At 35.6% G+C, this 23,985-nt stretch carries 25 protein-coding genes; all 25 read left to right on the forward strand.

What is annotated here, in order from left to right; genetic code table 11:
• The first annotated feature begins 238 nt into the window (after positions 1-238).
• The gene (trpX, locus tag BLP98_RS03985) at positions 239-1,240 is read left to right on the forward strand and encodes a tryptophan ABC transporter substrate-binding protein (RefSeq protein ID WP_074482024.1); all 1,002 of its coding nucleotides are present in this window, start codon (positions 239-241) and stop codon (positions 1,238-1,240) included.
• A gap of 21 nt (positions 1,241-1,261) precedes the next feature.
• Positions 1,262-2,131, forward strand: coding sequence for an ABC transporter permease (locus tag BLP98_RS03990; protein ID WP_039697113.1), 870 nt, complete (start codon positions 1,262-1,264; stop codon positions 2,129-2,131).
• Complete coding sequence (locus BLP98_RS03995) at positions 2,128-2,886, forward strand: ABC transporter ATP-binding protein (protein WP_074482025.1); 759 nt, start codon at positions 2,128-2,130, stop codon at positions 2,884-2,886. The genes BLP98_RS03990 and BLP98_RS03995 overlap by 4 nt, the downstream gene beginning before the upstream one ends.
• Positions 2,887-3,086: 200 nt before the next feature.
• Entirely contained in the window at positions 3,087-4,748 is a 1,662-nt protein-coding gene (locus BLP98_RS04000; protein ID WP_039697111.1) for a ribonuclease J, read from the forward strand.
• A gap of 147 nt (positions 4,749-4,895) precedes the next feature.
• A complete protein-coding gene (locus BLP98_RS04005) occupies positions 4,896-5,609 on the forward strand; it encodes a matrixin family metalloprotease (protein WP_074482026.1) in 714 nt (237 codons plus the stop codon).
• 87 nt (positions 5,610-5,696) lie between these two features.
• On the forward strand, positions 5,697-7,616 hold the full coding sequence (locus BLP98_RS04010; RefSeq protein ID WP_074482027.1) for an ABC-F family ATP-binding cassette domain-containing protein: 1,920 nt from the start codon (positions 5,697-5,699) through the stop codon (positions 7,614-7,616).
• Between the two features lie 45 nt (positions 7,617-7,661).
• Positions 7,662-8,519 (forward strand): Rgg/GadR/MutR family transcriptional regulator, encoded by an 858-nt coding sequence (locus BLP98_RS04015; RefSeq protein ID WP_074482028.1) that lies wholly within the window; start codon positions 7,662-7,664, stop codon positions 8,517-8,519.
• Between the two features lie 80 nt (positions 8,520-8,599).
• The gene (locus tag BLP98_RS04020; protein WP_093815401.1) at positions 8,600-9,808 is read left to right on the forward strand and encodes an MFS transporter; all 1,209 of its coding nucleotides are present in this window, start codon (positions 8,600-8,602) and stop codon (positions 9,806-9,808) included.
• A 228-nt stretch (positions 9,809-10,036) separates the two neighbouring features.
• Positions 10,037-10,483, forward strand: a complete 447-nt coding sequence (locus tag BLP98_RS04025) for a MarR family winged helix-turn-helix transcriptional regulator (RefSeq protein WP_074482029.1) — start codon at positions 10,037-10,039, stop codon at positions 10,481-10,483.
• Complete coding sequence (locus BLP98_RS04030; protein WP_074482030.1) at positions 10,476-12,227, forward strand: ABC transporter ATP-binding protein; 1,752 nt, start codon at positions 10,476-10,478, stop codon at positions 12,225-12,227. Before BLP98_RS04025 ends, BLP98_RS04030 begins: the two co-directional genes overlap by 8 nt.
• On the forward strand, positions 12,227-14,104 hold the full coding sequence (locus BLP98_RS04035; RefSeq protein WP_074482031.1) for an ABC transporter ATP-binding protein: 1,878 nt from the start codon (positions 12,227-12,229) through the stop codon (positions 14,102-14,104). Before BLP98_RS04030 ends, BLP98_RS04035 begins: the two co-directional genes overlap by 1 nt.
• A 135-nt stretch (positions 14,105-14,239) precedes the next feature.
• Positions 14,240-14,911 (forward strand): T7SS effector LXG polymorphic toxin, encoded by a 672-nt coding sequence (locus tag BLP98_RS04040; protein WP_234792785.1) that lies wholly within the window; start codon positions 14,240-14,242, stop codon positions 14,909-14,911.
• A gap of 233 nt (positions 14,912-15,144) precedes the next feature.
• Positions 15,145-15,381 (forward strand): hypothetical protein, encoded by a 237-nt coding sequence (locus tag BLP98_RS04045; RefSeq protein WP_074482032.1) that lies wholly within the window; start codon positions 15,145-15,147, stop codon positions 15,379-15,381.
• 297 nt (positions 15,382-15,678) lie between these two features.
• A complete protein-coding gene (locus tag BLP98_RS04050) occupies positions 15,679-16,503 on the forward strand; it encodes a hypothetical protein (RefSeq protein ID WP_074482033.1) in 825 nt (274 codons plus the stop codon).
• Positions 16,504-16,550: 47 nt separating this feature from the next.
• Positions 16,551-17,384, forward strand: coding sequence for a hypothetical protein (locus tag BLP98_RS04055; protein WP_093815405.1), 834 nt, complete (start codon positions 16,551-16,553; stop codon positions 17,382-17,384).
• Positions 17,377-17,685: a DUF4176 domain-containing protein gene (locus BLP98_RS04060; RefSeq protein ID WP_074482035.1), complete on the forward strand. Its 309-nt coding sequence runs from the start codon at positions 17,377-17,379 to the stop codon at positions 17,683-17,685. Before BLP98_RS04055 ends, BLP98_RS04060 begins: the two co-directional genes overlap by 8 nt.
• Before the next feature lie 112 nt (positions 17,686-17,797).
• On the forward strand, positions 17,798-18,679 hold the full coding sequence (locus BLP98_RS04065; RefSeq protein ID WP_074482036.1) for a hypothetical protein: 882 nt from the start codon (positions 17,798-17,800) through the stop codon (positions 18,677-18,679).
• Positions 18,672-18,980 carry a DUF4176 domain-containing protein gene (locus tag BLP98_RS04070; protein ID WP_074482037.1) on the forward strand — a complete coding sequence of 103 codons (309 nt, stop codon included), beginning with the start codon at positions 18,672-18,674 and terminating at the stop codon, positions 18,978-18,980. The genes BLP98_RS04065 and BLP98_RS04070 overlap by 8 nt, the downstream gene beginning before the upstream one ends.
• A 78-nt stretch (positions 18,981-19,058) precedes the next feature.
• Positions 19,059-19,988, forward strand: a complete 930-nt coding sequence (locus BLP98_RS04075; protein ID WP_234792786.1) for a hypothetical protein — start codon at positions 19,059-19,061, stop codon at positions 19,986-19,988.
• Positions 19,975-20,727, forward strand: a complete 753-nt coding sequence (locus BLP98_RS04080) for a hypothetical protein (RefSeq protein WP_074482039.1) — start codon at positions 19,975-19,977, stop codon at positions 20,725-20,727. Before BLP98_RS04075 ends, BLP98_RS04080 begins: the two co-directional genes overlap by 14 nt.
• 7 nt (positions 20,728-20,734) lie before the next feature.
• Complete coding sequence (locus BLP98_RS04085; RefSeq protein WP_074482238.1) at positions 20,735-21,466, forward strand: hypothetical protein; 732 nt, start codon at positions 20,735-20,737, stop codon at positions 21,464-21,466.
• A 16-nt stretch (positions 21,467-21,482) separates the two neighbouring features.
• Positions 21,483-22,211 (forward strand): hypothetical protein, encoded by a 729-nt coding sequence (locus BLP98_RS04090; protein WP_074482040.1) that lies wholly within the window; start codon positions 21,483-21,485, stop codon positions 22,209-22,211.
• Positions 22,212-22,218: 7 nt separating this feature from the next.
• The gene (locus BLP98_RS04095) at positions 22,219-22,950 is read left to right on the forward strand and encodes a hypothetical protein (protein ID WP_074482041.1); all 732 of its coding nucleotides are present in this window, start codon (positions 22,219-22,221) and stop codon (positions 22,948-22,950) included.
• Between the two features lie 12 nt (positions 22,951-22,962).
• Positions 22,963-23,187: a hypothetical protein gene (locus BLP98_RS09395; RefSeq protein ID WP_074482042.1), complete on the forward strand. Its 225-nt coding sequence runs from the start codon at positions 22,963-22,965 to the stop codon at positions 23,185-23,187.
• 30 nt (positions 23,188-23,217) lie between these two features.
• Positions 23,218-23,937: a hypothetical protein gene (locus BLP98_RS04105; RefSeq protein ID WP_074482043.1), complete on the forward strand. Its 720-nt coding sequence runs from the start codon at positions 23,218-23,220 to the stop codon at positions 23,935-23,937.
• Positions 23,938-23,985: the final 48 nt, after the last annotated feature.

Raw genomic sequence — 23,985 nt, forward strand, 5'->3', positions numbered from 1 at the left:
AAGATATGAACATGACACAAACTCTTACAAGTTGGCAAAGTTGGCGTATGTAAAAGTTGTGTTTATGTTATGGCATAGATACGACTTTTGGAGTACTTCTAAAAAGTATCTATGCGCTAATCTTAGTTACAAGATAAAAAAGCGTGTAGTAAGTTTTTACTAGACGCTTTTCTTTTTAGTTGACTCATCGGGATTACACATTAGTAAATTAATAATAAAGCATTCAACGGAGAAAAAGATGAAAAATAAAGCACTTATTGGAACACTTATTGCCCTTGTTATTTTAGTTGCTGGTTCAATGATTTATGACCAGACAAAAAATGAGTCAGCAAAAAATGGAGATATTAAAATCGGTATTTTACAATATGTTACCCACGATGCTCTTGATGAAATCGAAAGAGGGATTGAAGATGGCTTAGCTGATGCTGGCTACGACAAAGCAAATGCGAAGATTACCGTTTTAAATGCCGAAGGTGACCAAAGTAAAATCCAAACCATGAGTAAACAATTGGTTCATGCTAAAAATGATGTGGTTATTGGGATTGCCACACCAGCTGCTCAAGGACTAGCTTCAGCAACCAAAGACATTCCAGTTGTAATGGGAGCTATTTCAGACCCAGTCGGAGCAAAATTGGTTAAGCATTTGAAAAAACCGGAAGGAAATGTAACAGGAGTTTCTAACCAAGTGCCGATTAAACAAACGGTTGAGATGATTCAAGAAATTACACCAAACGCAAAAACAATCGGAGTTTTGTATGCTAGTAGCGAAGATAATTCTGTATCTCAAGTGGCTGAATTTAAAAAGTACGCTAAAGCAGCTGGTATCAATGTAATCGAGTACGCTGTCCCATCAACCAATGAAATTAAAACAACCATGTCTGTCATGACTGGTAAAGTCGATGCTGTTTTTGTCCCACAAGATAATACGATTGCCTCAGCCTTCACAACGGTTGTTAACTCAGCTAATGCAGCGAAAATTCCAGTTTATTCATGTGTGGATACCATGGTTGAACAAGGAAGTATCGCTTCAGTTGCTCAAAGCCAATATGATTTGGGTGTTGAAACAGCTAAGATTGCTGTTAAATTACTAGCAGGCAAAAAAGTATCTGACGTACCGGTTAATATCGTTAATACTGGTACACCAACCCTTAACTTAAAAGAAGCACAAGAACTAGGAATTACGATTCCAGACAGCGTTCTTTCAAAAGCAACTGTAGCTGTCAAAGCAGATGAAAATTAGGAGAGAAGGAGAAAACATCATATGATTATTTCGTCAGTTTCACAAGGACTTTTGTGGGGGATTCTTGGTTTAGGAATTTACCTGACTTTCCGAATTCTTAATTTTCCAGATATGACGACTGAGGGTTCTTTCCCTCTTGGTGGAGCAGTAGCTGTTACTTTGATGAATCACGGAACACATCCTTTGTTAGCTACTTTGGCAGGTATGCTTGCGGGTTGTTTAGCTGGTCTTGTTACTGGTCTACTTTATACTAAAGGAAAAATTCCAACGCTTTTAGCAGGGATTTTGGTAATGACGTCATGTAACTCCGTTATGCTTATGGTTATGAAACGTGCCAACCTAGGTTTGCTTAACATCAAACCTTTGCAAGCCTTGCTTCCATTTGCTGACAGTACAAATCTTTTGGTAATCGGTCTTTTGGCAGTGGTAATCGTCATTTCAGCGTTGATTTTCTTTCTATACACACGTCTTGGTCAAGCTTACATCGCAACTGGTGATAACCGTGATATGGCAAAGAGTTTTGGAATCAATACTGACCGTATGGAAGTTATGGGACTTACCATTTCAAATGGTTTGATTGCTTTGTCTGGTGCGCTTGTTAGTCAACAAGATGGCTACGCTGATGTGTCAAAAGGGATTGGTGTCATTGTAATCGGTCTTGCAAGTATCATTATCGGTGAGGTACTTTACTCAACTGGTTTGACACTACTTGAACGTTTGATTGCTATCGTGGTTGGGTCAATTTTGTACCAATTCTTAATCACAGGTGTGATTGCCCTTGGTTTCAATACCAACTACCTCAAATTATTCAGTGCCATTGTCTTAGCTATTTGTCTTATGGTTCCTGTTCTTAAAAATAAATTCTTTAAAGGAGTGACCTTATCACGATGAAAAAAATTGTCGAATTAAAAAATGCAACCGTTCAAGTTAATAATGGTCTTGATGAGGTCAAAACAATCCTTGACGATGTGAATTTGACCATTTATGAACATGACTTTTTAACGATTTTAGGTGGAAATGGTGCTGGTAAATCAACTCTTTTCAATGTGATTGCTGGGACTTTGATGTTAACTAGCGGAAGCATTTCAATCCTTGGAAAAGATGTGACGCATCTGCCTGCTGAAAAACGTGCCAATTATCTTGCGCGTGTCTTTCAAGACCCTAAAATGGGGACAGCACCGCGTATGACGGTGGCAGAAAATCTTTTGATTGCCAAATACCGTGGTGAAAAACGTGGTCTCTTGCCACGAAAAATCCATGCTTTCACAGATGAATTTAAAGCACTTGTGGCACGAACTGGTAATGGTCTTGAAAAACATTTAGATACTCCAACGGGTCTTTTATCAGGTGGGCAACGTCAAGCGCTCAGCCTTTTGATGGCTACGCTGAAACGTCCAGAATTGCTATTGCTCGATGAACACACCGCAGCACTTGACCCTAAAACAAGCGTGTCTTTGATGAACTTGACAGATGAATTTGTAACGGGTGACCAATTGACTGCGCTCATGATTACCCACCATATGGAAGATGCTCTTAAATATGGAAATCGCTTGATTGTTATGAAAGATGGTAAAATCATCAAAGATCTTAATCAAGACGAAAAAGCCCAACTGGCAATTGCTGATTACTATCAATTATTTGAATAAAATGAAACGCCCTCGGGCGTTTTTTTATGTGCCCAAGTAACTTTTCCAAATCACAAAGAAGAAAATCTTCTGAAAATATGTTACAATTAAATTGCTGTAATTCGACTTGCTAACCTTTTTGGAGGCAAGGACCGTTAGTAAAATTCATAAGCAATTAAGTTGCACGTATAAAAAAATAAAAAAGAGGAGAAAACATCGTCATGAGCGATATTAAAATTATTGCCCTAGGTGGGGTTCGTGAAAATGCGAAAAACCTCTATGTGGTAGAAGTTAATGACTCAATTTTCGTTTTGGATGCTGGACTGAAGTATCCTGAAAATGAGCAACTTGGTGTGGATGAAGTGATTCCAAACCTTGATTATCTAATTGAAAACAAAAAACGTGTACAAGGGATTTTCTTGACACACGGGCACGCCGATGCTATTGGAGCTTTGCCTTATATTTTGCAAGAATTCAAAGCGCCAGTCTTTGGTTCACCACTGACTATTGAGTTAGCTAAGCTTTTCGTTAAGAAAAACAATAACGTTAAAAAATTCAATAACTTCCATGTTATTGATGCTGAAACAGAAATTGAATTTGCGGATGCGACAATTTCATTCTTCAAAACAACACACTCAGTTCCTGAAAGTTTGGGGATTGTTGTTGGTACTGATGAAGGAAATATTGTCTACACTGGTGACTTCAAATTTGACCAAGCTGCGCGTAAATATTACCGCACTGACTTGGGACGTTTGACAGAAATTGGACGTGAAGGTGTTCTTGCCCTTCTTTCTGATTCTGCTAACGCTACAAGCCATGTAATGACAGCTAGTGAAGCAGAAGTTGCTGCTGAAATGGATAGCGCCATTGCTGACGCTGAAGGCCGTGTGATTATCGCTGCGGTTGCTTCAAACCTTGTGCGTATTCAACAAGTCTTTGACTCAGCTGCTGAATACGGTCGTCGTGTGGTCTTGACTGGATTTGATGCTGAAAATATTGTTCGCACAGCTATCCGCATGAAGCGTCTTCGTTTGGTTGATGAAAAATTAATCATCAAACCAAAAGACATGCATAAATACGAAGATCACGAATTGATTATCCTAGAAGCTGGTCGTATGGGTGAACCAATCAACGGTTTGCACAAAATGGCTCTTGGTCGTCACCGTTATGTTCAAATTAAAGATGGTGATTTGGTTTACATCGTTACAACACCAAGTCTTTCAAAAGAAGCAGCTGTTGCGCGTGTTGAAAATCTGATTTACAAAGCTGGTGGTACAGTTAACCTTATTACGAAGACTCTTAATGTCTCAGGTCATGCCAACGGTCGTGATTTGCAGTTGATGCTTAACCTTCTTCAACCCAAATACCTTTTCCCAGTTCAAGGTGAGTACCGCAATTTGGCGGCTCATGCTGAATTGGCCCAAGAAGTTGGTATGTATCCTGAAAACATCTACATCGTCAAACGTGGTGATGTCATGGTTCTTGGTAAAAATGGTTTCAACCATGAAGGAAGCGTCCCAGCTGGTGATGTCATGATTGATGGTAATGCCATCGGTGATGTTGGTAACATCGTACTTCGTGACCGTAAAGTCTTGTCAGAAGATGGTATCTTCATTGTTGCACTAACTGTTAATAAACGTGAGAAGAAAATTGTATCAAAAGCGAAAATTCACACGCGCGGATTTGTTTACGTTAAGAAGAGCCGTGATATTCTTCGTGAATCAGCTGAACTGGTTAACCAAACCGTTGAAAACTATCTTGAACAAGATAGTTTTGACTGGGGTGAATTGAAGGGAGCTGTCCGCGATGAAGTGGCTAAATTCCTCTTCGACCAAACCAAACGTCGCCCAGCTATCTTACCAGTCGTTATGGAAGTGAGATAAAAATAATTTGAAGCTAGTTTTTTTACTAGCTTCTTTTTTGTTGTGTACCGAAATGTTTATTTTTTCTTGTTTTTTTAAGCTGGGCTTGTTATACTAAAGCCCGAGGTAATTTGTTATTGCTTAGAATTCTAGAAAGAAAGGGTATGTATGAGAACAATTTTTAAGATTATCTTTTTTATTCCCAGCCTTATAATCAATATTATCTGGAATTTTTTCTGGGCAATTATTAAGACGATTGTTCTGATTGCCATTTTATGTTTTGGCCTTCTTTATTACGCCAATAACAGCAGTTCTCAGTTAGCAAATTCCATTTCAAATATTGCTAATAGTGTCGTTACGTACTTTGATGCTAATAAAGATGATATTGCTAATAATTTAAAAGACTTGTCAACAGATGATTTTACTCATTATTCTGGTGCTCGTTGGTCTAGCAATTCGGCTAATGTTTATATTAAAACAACTAATAAGACGCTAGTTAACGCTTATGAAGAAGCGATTAATGCTTGGAATGCCACTGGGGCATTTACCTTTACACTTGTTAGTGATGAGAGTTCAGCAGATATTGTTGCAACTGAATATTCGGATGCAAGTTCAAAAGCAGCTGGTTTAGCTGAAACAGAGACAAATGCGTTGACTAATCAGATTACGCATGTCGATGTGAAGTTAAATACTTATTATCTGCTTGAAAAAGATTATGGTTATACGCACAATCGAATTGTTTACACTGCGGAACATGAGTTGGGCCACGCTATTGGACTTGACCATGATGATAAGGAAGAATCAGTTATGCAATCGTCAGGTTCATACTATGGCATTCAAGATGTCGATATCCAAAAAGTTCAATCAATTTATAATCAATAAAATATAAACATACGAAAATCTGTTCCTTTGAGCAGATTTTTTGATATTATCCTAGTTTAACGAGTGAGGATTTGTTAAAATAGAACTATGATTATTTTACAAGGAAACAAAATTGAACGCTCATTTTCGGGCGATGTCTTATTTGACAATATTAATATTCAAGTTGATGAAAAAGACCGCATTGCGCTTGTTGGGCGAAATGGTGCTGGTAAATCAACTTTGCTTAAAATTTTAGTCGGTGAAGAAGCACCAACATCAGGTGAAATCAATACAAAACGTGACTTGAGTTTGTCATATTTGGCGCAAGATAGCCGTTTTGAGTCAGAAAATACCATTTTTGATGAAATGTTGCACGTTTTTGATGATGTGCGTAGCATGGAATCTCGTCTTCGTAAGATGGAAATGCAAATGGCAGAGCTAACAGGTGATGCTTTTGATAAATTGATGTCGGATTACGACCGTTTATCAGAAGAATTTCGTGTTAAAGGTGGATTCACTTACGAGGCAGAAATCAAAGCCATTTTAAACGGCTTCAAATTTGATGAATCGATGTGGCAAATGAAGATTTCTGAGTTGTCTGGTGGGCAAAATACGCGCTTGGCTCTTGCTAAAATGTTGCTTGAAAAGCCTGAACTTCTTGTACTTGACGAACCAACCAACCACTTGGACATTGAAACAATTGCTTGGCTTGAAAATTACTTGGTCAATTATCAAGGCGCATTGATTATTGTCAGCCACGACCGTTATTTCCTAGATAAAGTAGCAACAGTGACTCTCGATTTGACAACACATTCGCTTGATCGATACGTTGGAAACTATTCTAAATTTATGGATTTGAAGGCTGAGAAATTAGCGCTCGAAGCCAAAAATTATGAAAAACAAGCGAAAGAAATTGCTAAGTTAGAAGACTTCGTTCAACGTAACATTGTGCGTGCCTCAACGACAAAACGTGCTCAAGCTCGACGTAAACAATTGGAAAAAATGGAACGCTTGGACAAACCAACCGCTGGTCAAAAATCAGCTAATATGACTTTCCACGCTGATAAAGTGTCAGGAAACGTTGTATTGACAGTAGCAGATGCAGCGATTGGCTATGATGACCAAATCTTGTCAGAACCAATCAACATTGATGTCAAGAAATTTGATGCCATTGCCATCGTTGGACCAAATGGTATCGGAAAATCAACCTTGATTAAATCAATTGTGGGTCAGATTCCATTTATTAAAGGCTCATCGACTTATGGCGCTAACGTTGAAGTGGGTTACTATGACCAAACACAATCCAATTTAACACGTACCAATACTGTCCTTGATGAGCTATGGAATGATTTTTCAACAACACCAGAAGTGGAAATTAGAAATCGCCTGGGAGCCTTTCTCTTCTCTGGTGACGATGTTAAGAAATCTGTTAGTATGCTTTCTGGTGGTGAGCGCGCTCGACTATTGCTTGCTAAATTGTCAATGCAAAATAATAACTTCCTTATCCTTGACGAACCAACCAACCACTTGGATATCGACAGTAAGGAAGTTTTGGAAGACGCCTTGATTGATTTTGACGGGACACTTTTATTTGTCAGTCACGACCGTTATTTCATTAACCGTGTGGCAACGAAAGTGCTTGAAATCTCTGAAGAAGGTTCAACACTTTATCTAGGTGACTATGATTATTACCTTGAGAAAAAAGCAGAGCTTGAAGAATTGGAACGCTTGAAAGCTGAAGAAGCACAAGAAAAGACAGCTACGGTTGTTGAAAAAGCGCCCGCAAATGATTATCAAGCCCAAAAAGCTAACCAGAAAGAACTTCGTAAGCTCACACGTCGCATTGCTGAAATCGAAAATCAATTAGAAGAGATTGAGGCGCGTGAAGAAGAAATCAATCAAGCTATGTTGGCTACAAATGATGCAACAGAACTTGTTGATCTTCAAAAAGAACTTGATGAATTAACTGAACAACAAGAAAACCTCATGTTAGAATGGGAAGAACTCAGCGAAAAAGTTGAGGGGTGAAATTGACCTAATGAGTGCAATGCTGAAGTGGGGAAAGGAGAATTTATGCAAGATTATGGACCAATCTTTAAAGAATCTCGAATCAATCGTGGTTTTTCTTTGAAGCAGGTAGCCTGCGATGATTTATCCATTTCACAGCTATCGCGTTTTGAACGAGGTGAGTCCGATATTTCTCTAAATAAATTTCTTCTAGCCTTGCAAGCCATTCAACTTTCACTTGATGAATTCATGAATCGAGCCAATAACTACAAAAAACTGGGACAGAAGAAATTGATGTCTCAAATGGCTGTTTACCATTATCAGAAGGATGTTCAAGGCTTGGAGAAAATGATTCAAGAGGAACAAAAGAAACTTGAAAAAGATTTTACTGATATCCAAGCAAAGCTTAATATCATTCTCTTTCGAGGCATGATTTGCCAATGCGACGACACTCGTACTATGTCAAAAGAGGATTTGGATTTTGTGATTGATTACCTCTTTCAAAAAGAAAACTGGGAAATTGGTGATTTAATCTTAATTGGTAATTTTTACACCTTTTATCCAACTCCTTTGATGAGTCGCATGGTTAGAGAAATTCTGAAACGAGTCGATTATTATTCTGAGATTTCAACGAATCGAAATTTGGTTGAATGCACCTTGATTAATATGATAGAGATTTGCACAGAGCGTGGGGAATTAGGGGAAGCGAGCTTTTTTGAGAAAGAAGCTGAAAAGTTATTGTCAAATGAGCGAAATGCTTATCACCGTACGGTTTTTCTCTACGAAAAGGGGTTCTTAAAATATGCTAAAGGTGATTTCAGCGGGATAGATGATATGAAAAATGCCATTTTTTGTTTTGAAGTGACTGGTGCTATCAATCACGCGAAACACTATCAATCTCATATGGAAAAAGTTTTAAAATGAAAAATTCTCGTATTCGGGAATTTTTTTATTCCCTTAAAAATCTCATTTATAGTAATGGAAAAGATTTAAGGGGGATGAAAGTGGAGAAAAACAGTTTAAAACTTTTAGCAAGTAGGGCAGTTAACAAACTTGGAGATGTTTTATATGATTATGGGAATAGCAGTTGGATTGCGTCCATGGGCAGTTTTGGACAAAAGATGTTGGGAATTTACCAAATTGTCGAAGTTGTGATTGCTATTATCCTTAATCCATTTGGTGGAGCAATTGCAGATAGGTTTAGGCGTCGCAAGATTTTGCTTTGGACTGATGGACTTTGTGCTTTGCTGTGTGTAATCTTGGCATTTATTCCTAGTAATCGCTTGATGTTATACGGTTTGATTCTGGCAAATATGCTGCTTGCTGTATCGAATGCTTTTTCTAACCCAGCTTATCGAGCTTATGTTCCTGAGGTTGTCAAAAAAGAGAAGCTTGTTAGTTATAATTCGTATTTAGAAACCTCTGTTCAAATCATTAAGGTGAGTTCACCTCTATTAGGATTTCTTATTTACCATTATTTGGGGATTCGTTGGACTTTAATTGTGGATAGTTTGACTTTTGGGATTTCTTTTCTTTGTCTGCTGATGATTAGGCATGTTGACTATGTTGGACACGAAATCAGACAGAATTTAACATCTAGAGAGATTCTTAAAGATATTTGGAAAGGATTTTTATATATTGTTGCTCAAAAAGAGATATTTTTTCTTTTGATAATGGCTACAACGGTAAATCTTTTCTTGGCAATGCTGACTTATTTATTGCCTTTTAGTTCTAGTATTTTTAAAATGTCGAGTGCTTATGCGACACTCCTTAGTTTATCGGCAGTTGGTTCTATTTTCGGTGCGATAGTGTCCAAAAGAGTTCCTAATACGATATCAGCATTATTATGGGCATTAGGGTTTAGCGGGCTAGGAATAACTGTTTTGGCTATTTCACCCTTAACAGGTTTGCCTATTTTTTTGAGTTTTTCTGGAGTGTTGTTTTACAATCTTTTTGAAACTATCTTTAATATTCATTTCTTTAGTCAAGTTCAAAGTCGTGTCGCTAATGAGTATATGGGACGAGTGATTTCAAGTATTTATACTTTAGCGATTCTATTTATGCCATTAGGAACTTTAGTGATGACTTTGATAAGAAGTAGTATTTCGGCTTATAGTTTTATCATTATTGGCTTAGCTGTTTTTCTATTAGCCATGGTAGGATTATGTTATAGCAACAAACGATTGAAACTATCTCACGAAAAAGAAGGGTAACTCTTTAATGGTATGCAGCTGTCTGGGATTGGCAATATGCTAATTTTGGATAAGTTTGCATATCATTTTTTAGTTTTTTGAAAATCAATAGCAGGCTATTGACTTTTTGACTCAAAGTTTTATAATAATGAATGGAATAAAATGAAATGTTTAGCAAACTTTAAAAAATGTCTACAAATTCTGACGGATGTTTTTTAGGGACTTGCTTTTTTATTGTCGGAGGTAACTATGAATCCTAAAAATGCTCCATATGGTTGGCTTGTTAAGCGAATTGCGCATCGTTTGGAACAAAACATGAATAATTTCTTGAAGCCTTATAACATTACTATTATGCAATCTTGGGTGTTGTTGTACTTAAAAGATGACAAGGATTGTTGTACTTATAAGGAATTAGAGAGAGAATTTGAAGTGTCGCAACCAACCATGGCTGGGATTATCTCGCGTTTGGAACAAAAGGAATTAGTTATTACAGGTCAGGATGAAAAAGACAAGCGTATCAAGAAAGTGCGTATTTCTGATAAGGGCTTGGACTTGATTATGCTGGTTTGTGGTCACTTGGAAGAGTCTGAAGACGATATCATTAGAGGCTTTTTTGATAAAGATCAAGAAACATTTCATTCATTGCTCGAACGAGCTTATTATAATGTTGTAGAAAGAGGTGACGAGAATGATTAAAACTCTTTTAGCTCAAGTTAAGGAGTATAAAGCTCCATCTTTATTAGCTCCTTTGTGTGCAGCTTTAGAGGTTTTCTTCGATATGTCAGTCCCTTTTGTCATTGCTAAGTTAATTGACCAAGGGGTACAAGCTGGGAATTTAGCTGTTGCCATGAAGTACGGAATTTTAATGTTGGTTCTTGCTTCATGTGGTTTGACAACAGGTTTCTTGGCTGGTAAATTCGCTGCGCAAGCCTCAGCAGGATTTGCCGCTAATTTGCGTGAAGGAATGTATGAAAATATTCAAACCTTCGCCTTTTCAAATATTGATAAATACAGTACAGCTGGTCTTGTCACTCGTATGACAACAGACGTTACAAATGTTCAAAATGCTTATCAAATGATTATTCGTATCGTTGTGCGTGCACCGCTGACAATCATTGTTAGTATGATTATGTGTTTTGTGGTGGATCGTCGCTTGAGTTTGATTTTCCTTGCTGCAGTTTTGATTTTAGGAGCAGCGCTTTTATTTATCATGCGTAAGGCTATGACAACTTTCAATTACGTCTTTCGTAAATACGATGATTTGAACGCGAGTGTTCAAGAAAATATTTCAGCCATTCGAGTGGTGAAAGCATTTGTACGTGAAAAATATGAAAATAAAAAATTCACGAAGGCTGCTGAGAATATTTATCGTCTTTTTGTAAAAGCTGAAAAAATTATCATCTTTAATGTGCCAGTCATGATGTTTATCATCTTTACATGTATTATTTGCTTGTCATGGTTTGGGGCACAGTTTATCGTTGATGGTAGTTTGACAACTGGGGAATTGACTTCATTGATGTCATATATTTTTGCCATGATGATGTCACTAATGATGTTGTCAATGATTATGGTCATGATTTCAATGAGTACAGCCAGTGCCGAACGTATTGCAGAAGTGCTTAATGAAAAAGCTGATATCGTAAACCCTGAAAATCCATTGATGGAAGTTCCAAATGGAAACATCGAGTTTAACCACGTGCATTTTTCATACAAACACGGTGGTGGAGAAGAAGTGTTATCTGACATTGACCTTAGTGTCAAATCTGGTGAAATCATCGGTGTTATCGGTGGTACTGGTTCTGGTAAGACATCATTTGCTAACTTGATTTCTCGTCTTTATGATGTGGATGCAGGGTCAGTTAAAGTTGGTGGACACGATGTTCGCGAATACGATTTGGAAGTTCTTCGTGACCAAGTTGCCGTAGTGCTTCAAAAAAATGTCCTTTTCTCAGGTACTATTCTTGATAACCTTCGTTGGGGGAATGAAAATGCGACTGACGAAGAATGTATGGAAGCTTGTCGCCAAGCTTGTGCAGACGAATTTATCGAACGCTTCCCTGACAAATACAATACATGGATTGAACAAGGCGGAAGTAATGTCTCAGGTGGACAAAAACAACGTCTTTGTATCGCTCGTGCTTTGCTGAAAAAACCAAAAGTTTTGATTTTGGATGATTCAACAAGTGCCGTAGATACTGCGACAGATGCTAATATCCGTCAATCATTTGAAGAAACCATTCCTGGAACAACTAAAATCATCATTGCTCAACGTATTTCAAGTGTGCAACACGCTGATAAAATTTTGGTCCTTGATGATGGTAAAATCTCAGGTTTTGCTAGTCACGATGAATTGCTTAAAACAAACGCTATTTACCGTGAAATCAACGAGGTTCAACAACAAGGTAGCGGGGATTTTGATGAGGAAGGAGGTAATAACTAATGTCTCAACCTAAAAAAGAAGTGAACAAACAAGCCACACTAAAACGCGTTTTGGCTTATGTGATTAAGAATTATAAATGGCGATTCATGGCTGTTTTTGTCTTGATTCTAATTGCTGCGCTTTGTATGGTTCGTTTTAGTTTGTTCATGCAAACCTTGATTGATAGTTATGTCACACCTCTTTTAGCTGCAAAAAATCCTGACTTTTCTGGTTTAGCACATGCCATTTTCCAATTAATCATTATTGGAATCATCGGGGTAGCAAGTACTTACACTTATAACCGTTTGATGGTTTATGTGGGACAAGGAACAATGCGCCGTATTCGTATTGACCTCTTTACGCACATGGAAAGCTTGCCAATCAAGTACTTTGATACGCATGCTCACGGGGACATCATGTCAATCTATACCAATGACGTTGATACTCTTCGTCAATTGATTGGACAAAGTATCCCGCAAGTGGTCAACTCAAGCTTTTCGATTTTGACAACTTTTGTCAGCATGTTAGTTCTAAATGTGCCATTGTCAGCCTTGTCAGTTTTCATGGTTATTGTTTTGCTTTATGTAGCTCGTAAAATCGCTGCGCAATCATCTAAATATTTCCATGACCAACAAAATGACCTTGGTCGTGTCAATGGTTTTATCGAAGAAATGATGGATGGTCAAAAAGTTGTTAAAGTCTTTAACCACGAAGAACGTGCGAAAGAAGATTTCCGTAAACTCAATCAAGAACTTCGTCATTCAGCTACAAATGCCAATATCTTTGCTAACATCTTGATGCCAGTATCTGCTAATATTGGTAACTTATCTTATGTTCTTTGTGCAATGCTGGGTGCTGTTTTAGCTCTTCATGGTTATGCTGGATTGACTTTGGGAACTTTGGTTTCTTTCCTGGCTTTGAACCGTGGATTTACTAACCCAATTACTCAAATCAGCCAACAAATCAACTCAGTGGTTATGGCGATGGCTGGTGCCAATCGTGTCTTTAAACTGCTTGATGCTGAAGTAGAAGTTGATGAAGGTTATGTTGAATTGGTTAATGCCAAAGAAGATGCTGATGGTAATCTTCAAGAAGTTGAAGAAGCTACTGGTACATGGGCATGGAAACATCCACATGAAGATGGTACAGTGACTTATCACAAGCAAGAAGGTCGCGTGACTTTCACAGACGTTACCTTTGGATACAATGATGATAAGATGGTGCTTCATGACATCAATCTTTTTGCAGAACCTGGCCAAAAGATTGCCTTTGTCGGTTCAACTGGTGCTGGTAAAACAACTATTACGAACTTGATTAACCGTTTCTACGATATCCAAGAAGGTAAGATTCATTACGATGGCATCAATATCCGTAAAATCAAAAAAGCAGATCTTCGTCGCAGTTTAGGGATTGTGCTTCAAGATACACACCTCTTTACAGGAACAGTCATGGATAATATTCGTTATGGACGTTTGGATGCGACCGATGAGGAATGTATCGATGCTGCAAAATTGGCAAATGCGCATGATTTCATTAAACGCTTGCCTGAAGGTTACGATACTGTTTTGACAGGTGACGGAAGTAACCTGTCTCAAGGTCAACGTCAATTGCTTGCGATTGCGCGTGCAGCCGTGGCAAATCCACCTGCTTTGATTTTGGATGAAGCAACATCATCAATCGATACGCGTACCGAAGTTCACGTTCAAGAAGGTATGGACGCTCTTATGAAAGGTCGTACAACCTTTGTCATTGCCCACCGCTTATCAACGGTTCGCAACGCTGATTGCATTATGGTTCTTGAACAAGGACGCATCATTGAACGTGGTAACCACGACGAATTAATCGCTCAAAAAGGCCGTTACTACCAACTCTACACAGGTAACGCCATTAGCGAATAATAGTTTTAGACAATCTTTGGAAAATAGCAGAGCTGTTTTTCAAGGGTTGTTTTTTGTTTGAAATAAATTTCTGAAAACTGTTTCAATTTATGATATAATGATTAGAAAAAATCGGTTAAATTTGGGGAGAGATTTATGAAGATTAAGATGAGCGAGGTAATAGCGCAGCGCGATAGCCTCAAAAGCTCTATCAGTCAAACAAAGAGTCAGCTTTCAAGCGCAAAGAAAAAGCTCAAAAGCGCAGCCAATTCAGAGGCTCTAAAAGGTGATGTTAAAGATGTGATTGACAATAAAATCAATAACTACCAAGTGCCGTTGCTGACGAACTATGTGAACAGTTTGGATGTCATTTCGCAAGGTTATGACAATCTCATCAGCACTTTTAAGAGTATTGTGAGTGAAAATAGTGACTCTGCCATTATCGACACGGATGTCTTGCAACAAATGGTGGACAAGTTTGACTCACCGTTAGAGCAATTAAAGACAAGCTCAGACGCGATTAACAAGGCAATTGACGATGTCGCAGACATTGTCACACTAACTAAAGTAACAACGGATGATGCCATTTCAGAATTTAGAGGTGCCAAGAAAGTCCTAACTAACACTATCAAGGACATGGGGACGTTTAACAACACAGTCTTTACCAGCGAAGTAGGTAGTATCCTCGATGAGCAAAACACGCAAATTGGCAGTCTGTCAGACCTAGGCAGCAGCTCATATACAAGCAAGAAAGCCAAAGATTTCTATAGGAAAACAGACTTCAAAATACAGTGGATATATGAATTTATCGGGTGCCGGGTGCCCTAACGCTTGAGGCAACAATGCCACTTATGCTGACTTTGAGAAAGAGTGCTAAGGTTAACAAAATGCTATCTAAACCAGGTGGTCCAAGTTAGAAAGATTTAGAAAACATCGGTGTAGGAATCAAGGAAGATAAAGAAATTCTCTTATATGATAACCTGTATGGTTATGCCAAATGTACCTTTGAAAGCTCAGCATCAAGCAAAGGAAAGATTGCTTTTACTTTTAATCGTTCAGGTTTGAACAATATTAAGTCGGGAGATACTAAGCTGAAAAAAGGAGAATTAACCTTACCAGTTTCTGGGTCAGCTATAGAAAATTATCCATCATACGATGTTACTGCAACTTCTAAGGGGATCGCTGGTGTATCAGGCAGTATCGGAAATGAAAAGTCTAAGACAACATATGGTGTTAAGTATATCAATGGCGCTCTGGCAGCCTATACCAGCAATGAATCAAACTTCACCTTACCTTAAGAAAATAGAAACGGAGTCCCTAACCTAAAAGAAAAAGTCACTTTTGAACAAGGACAATATCTGAGAGATGGCGGGGATGGACCACATTTAACTAAGTATGATTATTGGGTTAGAAAACACAAGACTGAAATCGCTATAATTGGAGGAGTTGGGGCATCTGCACTTGCTATATATTTTTCAGGTGGATTAGCAGCCATTCCCAAAATAGCTGATGGACTTTTTACAGTTGGTTCGGTAGCAGCCTCAGGTGTTGCTTTATTAATTTCAAAAGTTATTACGCCAAAGGGAGATTAAAAATTGTTTGAAAAATTATCGCTAATGTCAGCGAAGAATTTTGTGACTGTATTAAAAATAAGATTATTACTTTATTATTTACTTGAAGCGTTATTTATTGGCTTGTACTTTTATTTTGCGTTGTCTAAAAAGCAGTACAGTGTTGGATGTGTAATGCTTCTGATTGCTTTTATTATTATAATGTTAAATCAGTTAATGATGGCAATCATTTTGAGTCAAAGAAATAACATTCTTATTGAACGTTTAGAATTGCAAAAATTTAAGTCATTAATTGAAACGATTTATTCAAAACAGTTGGCTAAGGGAAAGATAAAATTAAAAAAAGAAAGACTAGATTTTTATTTGTCAAAAGCTAAAGTTTTGTTTTATCAAGGAAATTTTGAAGAATCATTAAAGAGTCTAGGACTTCTTCAGAAAAATGATTTTTTGGGGTTAAATAGTGAAATTTGGATGTTGGACTATTATTATTTATTGTATTTGAACAATATTTTTTTAGAAAAAACGTTTAGTGCAGAAAAAATATTATCAGAAATATCCAAAATTAATGGTGGTGAAAAAGTACAACTTCAGAAAAAAGAGTACTCACAAGAAGTAAATGCTTTAAATGATATATTTGTTTTAAAACAAAATAATGCTTTTTTTGAAATACTACCTAATCGAAATAAACTTGGATTAGTGACATCAATTTACTATAGTGGAATGAATAATTACTTTCAAAATGAATTTAAAAAAGCCAAAGAAAACTTCCAAAAAATCGCAAATGAGAATCCAGAACTTTTCTACGTTCGTGAGGCTAAGAAGTATTTAGAGGAGTTAGACGATGAATAGAGAGCATTTGCCAATTGGGACTGTCGTTCGTGTAAGGAGAATATCTTTTGTTCAATAATATTTCAAAAAAAATATCAAAAATGTCGACTGAGAATATTCAAAACTATCAGTTTCGTATAAAACTGTTAATGTTTTTACTTACAATTATTTATATTATCGGTACGTTTTTTCTGCTTAGTAAGGACATGATGTTTGTTTTTGGGCTATTAACTATCGCAATGGTAACATTTATAGTTTTTTATCTATTAATAGCTGCTGCTATAACAAAAGGAGTTTACATGATTTTAACTGATGTCTTATCTCCTGAGCGTTATCTTAAATCATTGGATAAAATTTCTTCTTACAAACAAGGTGGTATAGGATCAAATAATTATAACTTAAGGATATTATATGAATCTAATAAAGCTTTTGGATTGATAGCAAATGGAAAATTTTTTGAAGCACTTGACTGTTTAGAAAATATTGATGCAAGTCGATTCAATAAATATCAGAAAAAGCGTTATTATCCTAACTATCTTCTTCTTAAATTTATGGCATTGTTATTAAGTGGGCAATCATATCATTTACCTGATTTTACATCATCATTTGAAAAATTAGGAGTTGATATCAATGATACAACTATTGGGAATCGACAGTTGAACATGATTGAGGCAATGGACAGTATTATTACAAACAAAGAAGTTAATTATTATTTTGAAGCAGCTGATGCTAAGAGCAGATATTCAAGCCTTGAGAATAATTATTTTAAAGCCAAAAACCAACTATTGTTGGGAAATTATAAAGATGCCAAAGAAAACTTCCAAAAAATCGCCAATGAAAATCCGGAGCTTTTCTATGTTCGTGAGGCTAAGAAATATTTGGAGGAATTGGATAATGAATAGAGAGCATTTGCCAATTGGGAGTGTTGTTCGTGTGAATGGTGGTTCGCAGAGTTTAATGATTACGACACTTTTTCCTGTCACTGAAAAAGGTGGAAAAAAAGGTTATTTTGATTTTGGAGCAGTGCCTCTTCCTTTAGGAGTGGTTAATCAGGATTTAGCTTTTTTCAACAAAGAAGATATTGATGAAGTTCTCTTTTTGGGCTATGTTGATGTGTCATTTCAGCAATTAATCGCTAATTACGATGAACTCATTTCAAATATTCAATATCCTAAATTTACAGTTGAAGGTTATAAAAAATAAAGAAGCGGACCGCTTATATCAAAGTAGAATATAAATTGTAGGCTATTTTTATAAGATGTGTCCTGTTCTTTCTATTTTATAGTTAGTATCAAGAAGTATTTGGAATAGAAAAATGAAAAAATCTATATTTAATGCAAGTTTTGAAGAAAGTCTGAATTTAGAAGATGATGGATTTTTACAATACTATGAGAAGGAACAAAATGAAAAAACTAAAAAATTATCTCAAAAAAAATTTCCAACATTAATAACTAGTCTGACTAGTTTGGTATTGACACTTCTTTTTCCAATAGGCCTTAATTTTATACTAGTCGCAATTATTATGACTTTTAGGGATGATGCTGAAAATTTGACAATTCCAATATCTAAACATGAATTATTAACAGAAAAAGTATATTTATATTGCTTATTATTATGGTTGTTATTTGTGCTGATTGGGAAATTAATTAAGCGTTCTTATCTCTTACCTTATCGTCTTCATTTCCACACAGTTACTTATCTTATTTGGTTAATATTTGAGGTTGATTTGGTAGCTATTGAAATTACATTACCTACCCTTACCATATATGGGATATTGATTTTTATGGTAATACTTTTGCTATTGGGTTATTGCATGTTTAGGATTAGATATCGCACTCTGAAAGAGAAATTATATGCGGAAAAATCAATTATTACAAAGGGAGATAAAATTATCAAAATGCTATCTATTTATGGAGTTGCATTTTTAGGGATAATGTTACTTATTAAGCAATTTTTACTAATTTTCATGGGAGAATTTTCAACTTCCTTAAAAGGTTTGGGGTTGTTTGCCACTTGGTTTATTTTAAATATTGGTGTTGTCGCAATGCTAATATTTATGGAATTTCCATATTATTTATATGCCTACTACAAACTCAAATATCCAGAAGAATATCGTAATTGGGAAGGTAAATCTCTTGAAGAATGGTATGGGAAAAAATATTTGAAAAAACACAAGGAGCTACTAGAACATGAATAAGTTAAAAGAATTATTACCACTAGGAAGTATTGTTTATCTTGAAGAGGGAACACAAAAGTTAGTGATTGTTGGTCGCTGGGCTATTTTTGAAGATCCAGATACAGGTGAACAGGTCTTTGCGGACTATATTGGTGTTCTTTATCCAGCAGGACTGCAAACAAATTCAACGTTATTTTTCCAACATGAAAATATTGATGAAGTTGTTTTTGAGGGTTATCATGATGATGAAGAAGACAGATTTTTAAAAGTTTATCATGAGTGGGAAGAAAATTTGAAAATTCCCCGAAAACAGATTGATTGATTTTAAGGCGCTTTTGCGATTTTTCTATATCTATTAACGCTAGAAGCGACTGTTGGTAGTATCGCAACACCTTACTTGGTGGGTAAAAAATACTATAAAACTGCTAAAAAGTGGGCAACAGCAGCTTATGCTGAACATCGTTTTTCAGAAGATCGACTTGGAAATACAATCATCAAAAAATCTGAGAAAACTGTTGATCATGTTTTGGATTTTGTTTTTGGGACAAGTAAAACTCTTAAAAAGAAAAAGTCACACAGTATTGTTCAATATCGTGGCAATAAGACAGTGACTAAGAGTTTTGAAAAAATGATGAAAACACTTGGTGAAACGGACTATTCAAAAGAAGTCAGAAAGTCATTAAAAACAATTGAAAAGGATGGCTTAAAAGGGGCAGCTAAAGCCAAAGAAATTGCGAAGGGTGTTGTAAGAGGAACAAAATCTAATGTGATTTCTGAAGCAGAAGAAGCATTTAATGTCAAAACACTAAAAAATGTAGTTAAAGCCACTAAGAAAACAGGGCAAATCACTAAAGGTGTGAAAACAGCATTTAAAGAATCAAATATTGGAATGGCTCTAAAAACTGGTTCAAAATTTGCCAAAGGTGTAGCGGTTCTTAATGTCATTGATGGTGCTATTGAGACTTTTGATAATGTCGGAAAAAATAAGACACAAGCTAAGAAGCAAGGCCTACATGGTGCAGAAGTCTCAGCTAGTGTAGCGACAGGTTTTGTCGTCGATGCTGCCAAAGCCACTGTTAAAGGTGTCGCAAGTACAGCAGCTGCTACAGCAGGAGCGGCATTGGCAGGGATGGTTATTGGGGCAGGAGCGCCTGTGATTGCTACAGGGTTAGTTGGAGTAGCAGTTGGTGTAGGAGTGGCTAAAGGAATTGATTTATTGGATAAAAAATATAATATTACAGGTAATATAAAATCTATGGCAAATTCAACTATCAAGGGTTGTGGTGATTTTATAAAAGGAATGGAAGGCTGGCAAAATGGGTTTAATTAAGCGTTTTAAGATATTGTTGAAGTATCAGTCAATTAGTGTAACAAGCGGAGTAAATCAAGCAAGTAATTGTGGTACTTTATTTATTTTTTATCCAATAGCATTTTTTATGTTTTATAGTACAATGAGTGAATCAGAATTATCACTTTTAGTAGGAAATTTAATATTATATGCTGGGATTTTTATATGGGGAGTCGCGTTTTTAATTACTATTCTAGCCTTCTTCAAACATAATAAATTTTTTACAGGGCTTTCTCTGTATTTACTTGGAATTTATATACTTTTTACCCTACCAATTTCTGCAACAACTGCTTGGAGTGGCGGTAGCTTAAAATTAATTATTTTACAAGAAGTCTCAATTATTTTATGGCCGGTTATTAGTTATCTTGTTGCAGCATATAGTTTAGTAGATAAAGATGGAAAAATTATTCAATCAGATAAGATTAAGAAGAGATTTAATTATTTTATATCTTTACCAGTCTTAATAGTTGTTCCTGTTGCATTGCCTTTAACGTATTTTATCTCAGATTATTATTGTACTTATTTATTTTGGAGTGTGAGTATGCTTTTAGCTAATTCATTGATTAAAGGCTGGTTCTTTATTCTTTACCCACTCCGTCACAAGGATGATGAAGTTGCTGATTTGGCAGAAGCTTCAGAAGTTCAAAGTAAAGCAGTGAATGCATTAAATGAGACGTTACAAGAACAACATTTTGATAAAGATGAATTTAAGGAAGATTGATGGTCACATGGGATTAATTGAGCGTTTAAGAATATTGCTAAAGTATCAAGAAGGGAATATAAAAAAGGGAGCAAGTCAATTAGGAAATTGTAGTTTATTATTTATTTTATATCCTCTTGTATTCTTAATATTTTATGGAACAATGCAAGATTCAGAATTACCAACATTATTAAGTGAAATTATTTTTTATATTGGAATTCTTGTGTGGATGGCAGCTCTTTTATTAGCAATTCTATCATATTTCAAAAAAAATCAAGTTCTTGTTGGAATTTCTACGTATCTTATGTCTGTATACGGGTGTTTTACATTACCAGTTTCATCAACAACAGCATGGGGAAATGGTCATTTGAACTTTATTATTTTGCAAGAAGTATCTATTATTTTATGGCCATTGATTTCATATCTTATTTTTGTCTATTGTATGGTAAATAGAAATGGTGAAATTATACATTCTGAAAAGTGGAAAAAATTGCTACTTTATGTAGTAATGGGACCAGGATTATTTTTGTCTTTTATTTCCTTACTATTGATATATTTTGTATCAGATTACTATTGTATTTACTTAGTTTGGGGATTAGAATTAGCTTTATCTCCAGCTTTAATTTCCGGCTGGTTTACTATCCTCTACCCCCTCCGTCACAAGTCTAACTTAGCAGTTGCTTCAGAAGTACAAAGCCAAGCAGTGGATGCCTTGAGTGATACGTTGCAAGAAAAATATTTTGATACTGATAAGTTTTAGGGAGGTTGATGGCAACATGGGGTTAATTGAGCGTCTTAGAATTTTGTTAAAAAAACAGCAAGAAAATATTTCTGGAGGAGTTCCTTATTGGGGTGTATATTCAGGTTTGTTAATTTTATATCCATTGGTCTACTTTGGATTTTTAATAATAGTTAGCAACTCGATAGTTCCTAATTCTTTAGTAAGCTTTGGAATATGGCTTGGTGGTATAATTTGGCTACTTTCTATTCTTTTGGTAGCTATTTCACATAAATTAAAAAATCAGTTTTACTCAAGTTTAGCAGTATTTTTCATGGCAGTATACGGTTTTTTAGCTTTACCCTTTATTACAACTGCTTCAGAGGGGGGAACTTTAAGATTTATAGTAATCCAAGAAATTTTAATTTTTATCTGGCCATTGATATCTTATGTTATTTTAGCTTTATTTATTTTAGATGATAAAGGGAACTATATAGATGATAGCCAAAAAATAAAGTATATGCACTTGATATACTTGCCTATGTATTTAGGAAGTTTATGCATACCATTCAATATTCTCTTAGGAAATTTTATGAGGTTTGTATTTTTAGGATTTGAAATGACAATGTCAAATTCTTTAATTCTTATATGGTCATATATTCTCTACCCTCTCCGTCACAAGGATGATGAAGGTCTTGATTCAACAGTTCAAATTCAAGCTGTCAATGCTTTGAATGACACGTTACAAGAACAGCATTTTGATAAAGATGAATTTAAGGAAGATTGATGGTAACATGGGACTAATTGAGTGTTTAAGGCTACAGCAAAAACGAAAAAAAGAGGCTGTAAAAAAAGGAATATCTCGTTTGGGAAATTTATCAGGACTGTTTATTTTATATCCTCTTATATTTTTAATGTTTTATGCCACTATGAATGATTCGAAACTTCCAATGGTATTAAGTAGAATGATTTTTGGCTTAGGACTTTTAATTTGGATAATTTCTTTATTCTTAACTATTTGGGATTTTCTTCATAATAATCAAGTTCTTGTTGGACTTTCAACATATTTAATGTTTATTTATGGTCTTTTTGTAGGTCCTATTGTATCAATAACAGCTTGGGGTGATGGTAGTTTACAGTTTATCATTTTGCAGGAAGTTTCCATTATTCTGTATCCAATTATATTTTCGCTTATAATGGCTATGGTATTCACTGGTAGAGATGGTAATTTTCGCTTCGCTAAATTGAGAAATATAGTTGGCAATATTTATATTTATATCCCAGTTCTTATGACAGTATTTGGACTATTAATGTCGTATCTTGTTTCAGAATATTATGTTGTCTACCTATTCTGGGGGTTAGCAATGTTTTGTTCTATTATGATTGATTTGGCATGGTATATGGCATTATACCCCTTCCGTCACAAGTCTGACTTAGCGGTTGCTTCAGAAGTACAAAGCCAAGCAGTAGATGCATTGAGTGATACGTTGCAAGAAAAACATTTTGATAAAGAGAGATTTAAATAAAAGGGAGTTAAAATGATTGAAAAAGCTATTATTAAGCAGACACATTTGGTGAAAAAGACAGTTCGTATTGCGGCAGACCAGCTACCTGATTTATTTGAATATACGGAGTATTTGCCGTTTGAATTTGGAATTTATAAAGATGGTCCAACATTCTTTGAAATCACACCATGTTGTTGGAAGATAAGTGCCAAGAGGCTTCACCAATCTTTTTCATGTCTTCAAAGATTAACGGAATAGTTTATACAGATATTAGAATAGGTGTTCGTTTTGAGTAAATCAAAAAAACAAGAAGTAATTATTTTAGAGCGTTACCATGGCCCTTTAATCACGAACGGTGTGGAACTAGGGTATATTAAAATAGTTCCGTGGTTGAATTTAGTAGCTGATATTTTCTGGTATTTTGCAGCAGGATATAATGATAATTTAGGAATATTGAAAGGAACCTTTTTGCTTTGTATACTTATCAACCTTTTTAGTATTTTGTACTCATTCTTCAATTATACTATTGTAAAACATAAAGTCTTAACGTACCTTTTATTAACCTTAAATTTTCTTACTATGATAATTTGGTTGAATTTTATCGGCTTAATGATGTTTGTATCTAATATAGATGATTCTATGGATGCTAATACTTTTTATGATTCTCCTTTAACAATGTTTTATGTCATTCCTATGATTGCTCTTTTTGTTATTATGATCTTCTTTGTCTACCCTTACTTCTACAGACGAGACCGTAGGACAAATGGTGCTTATCGAGAAAAAGAATCAAAATTTAATAGCTATGACAATAAGATGTTTTCAAGTAAATTCTTGATAATCTTCGGTTTGGTTGTTTTTGTTCCGCCATTGTTAACAGGTTATATAGAAAATGCTTTTGGATTATTCTCAGGATTTTTATTTACTTCGACACTTTCAGCTTTGGTAGTTGATTCATTTTATGCAGCGCTTTATGCCAAACAACATCCAGAAGAGATTGATGAGCTTTAGGAGAGAAAAAATGGATATTAAACTGAAAAAATTAAGTTTCGTTCAAAT

Source organism: Streptococcus equinus (genome assembly GCF_900104225.1).
Lineage (GTDB): Bacteria > Bacillota > Bacilli > Lactobacillales > Streptococcaceae > Streptococcus > Streptococcus equinus_D.

What these genes read in the sequence shown, in the direction of transcription:
- trpX (WP_074482024.1), top strand. Translation starts at nt 239, where the DNA reads ATGAAAAATAAAGCACTTATTGGAACACTTATTGCCCTTGTTATTTTA.
- BLP98_RS03990 (WP_039697113.1), top strand. Translation starts at nt 1,262, where the DNA reads ATGATTATTTCGTCAGTTTCACAAGGACTTTTGTGGGGGATTCTTGGT.
- BLP98_RS03995 (WP_074482025.1), top strand. Translation starts at nt 2,128, where the DNA reads ATGAAAAAAATTGTCGAATTAAAAAATGCAACCGTTCAAGTTAATAAT.
- BLP98_RS04000 (WP_039697111.1), top strand. Translation starts at nt 3,087, where the DNA reads ATGAGCGATATTAAAATTATTGCCCTAGGTGGGGTTCGTGAAAATGCG.
- BLP98_RS04005 (WP_074482026.1), top strand. Translation starts at nt 4,896, where the DNA reads ATGAGAACAATTTTTAAGATTATCTTTTTTATTCCCAGCCTTATAATC.
- BLP98_RS04010 (WP_074482027.1), top strand. Translation starts at nt 5,697, where the DNA reads ATGATTATTTTACAAGGAAACAAAATTGAACGCTCATTTTCGGGCGAT.
- BLP98_RS04015 (WP_074482028.1), top strand. Translation starts at nt 7,662, where the DNA reads ATGCAAGATTATGGACCAATCTTTAAAGAATCTCGAATCAATCGTGGT.
- BLP98_RS04025 (WP_074482029.1), top strand. Translation starts at nt 10,037, where the DNA reads ATGAATCCTAAAAATGCTCCATATGGTTGGCTTGTTAAGCGAATTGCG.
- BLP98_RS04030 (WP_074482030.1), top strand. Translation starts at nt 10,476, where the DNA reads ATGATTAAAACTCTTTTAGCTCAAGTTAAGGAGTATAAAGCTCCATCT.
- BLP98_RS04035 (WP_074482031.1), top strand. Translation starts at nt 12,227, where the DNA reads ATGTCTCAACCTAAAAAAGAAGTGAACAAACAAGCCACACTAAAACGC.
- BLP98_RS04040 (WP_234792785.1), top strand. Translation starts at nt 14,240, where the DNA reads ATGAAGATTAAGATGAGCGAGGTAATAGCGCAGCGCGATAGCCTCAAA.
- BLP98_RS04060 (WP_074482035.1), top strand. Translation starts at nt 17,377, where the DNA reads ATGAATAGAGAGCATTTGCCAATTGGGAGTGTTGTTCGTGTGAATGGT.
- BLP98_RS04065 (WP_074482036.1), top strand. Translation starts at nt 17,798, where the DNA reads ATGAAAAAATCTATATTTAATGCAAGTTTTGAAGAAAGTCTGAATTTA.
- BLP98_RS04070 (WP_074482037.1), top strand. Translation starts at nt 18,672, where the DNA reads ATGAATAAGTTAAAAGAATTATTACCACTAGGAAGTATTGTTTATCTT.
- BLP98_RS04080 (WP_074482039.1), top strand. Translation starts at nt 19,975, where the DNA reads ATGGGTTTAATTAAGCGTTTTAAGATATTGTTGAAGTATCAGTCAATT.
- BLP98_RS04085 (WP_074482238.1), top strand. Translation starts at nt 20,735, where the DNA reads ATGGGATTAATTGAGCGTTTAAGAATATTGCTAAAGTATCAAGAAGGG.
- BLP98_RS04090 (WP_074482040.1), top strand. Translation starts at nt 21,483, where the DNA reads ATGGGGTTAATTGAGCGTCTTAGAATTTTGTTAAAAAAACAGCAAGAA.
- BLP98_RS04095 (WP_074482041.1), top strand. Translation starts at nt 22,219, where the DNA reads ATGGGACTAATTGAGTGTTTAAGGCTACAGCAAAAACGAAAAAAAGAG.
- BLP98_RS09395 (WP_074482042.1), top strand. Translation starts at nt 22,963, where the DNA reads ATGATTGAAAAAGCTATTATTAAGCAGACACATTTGGTGAAAAAGACA.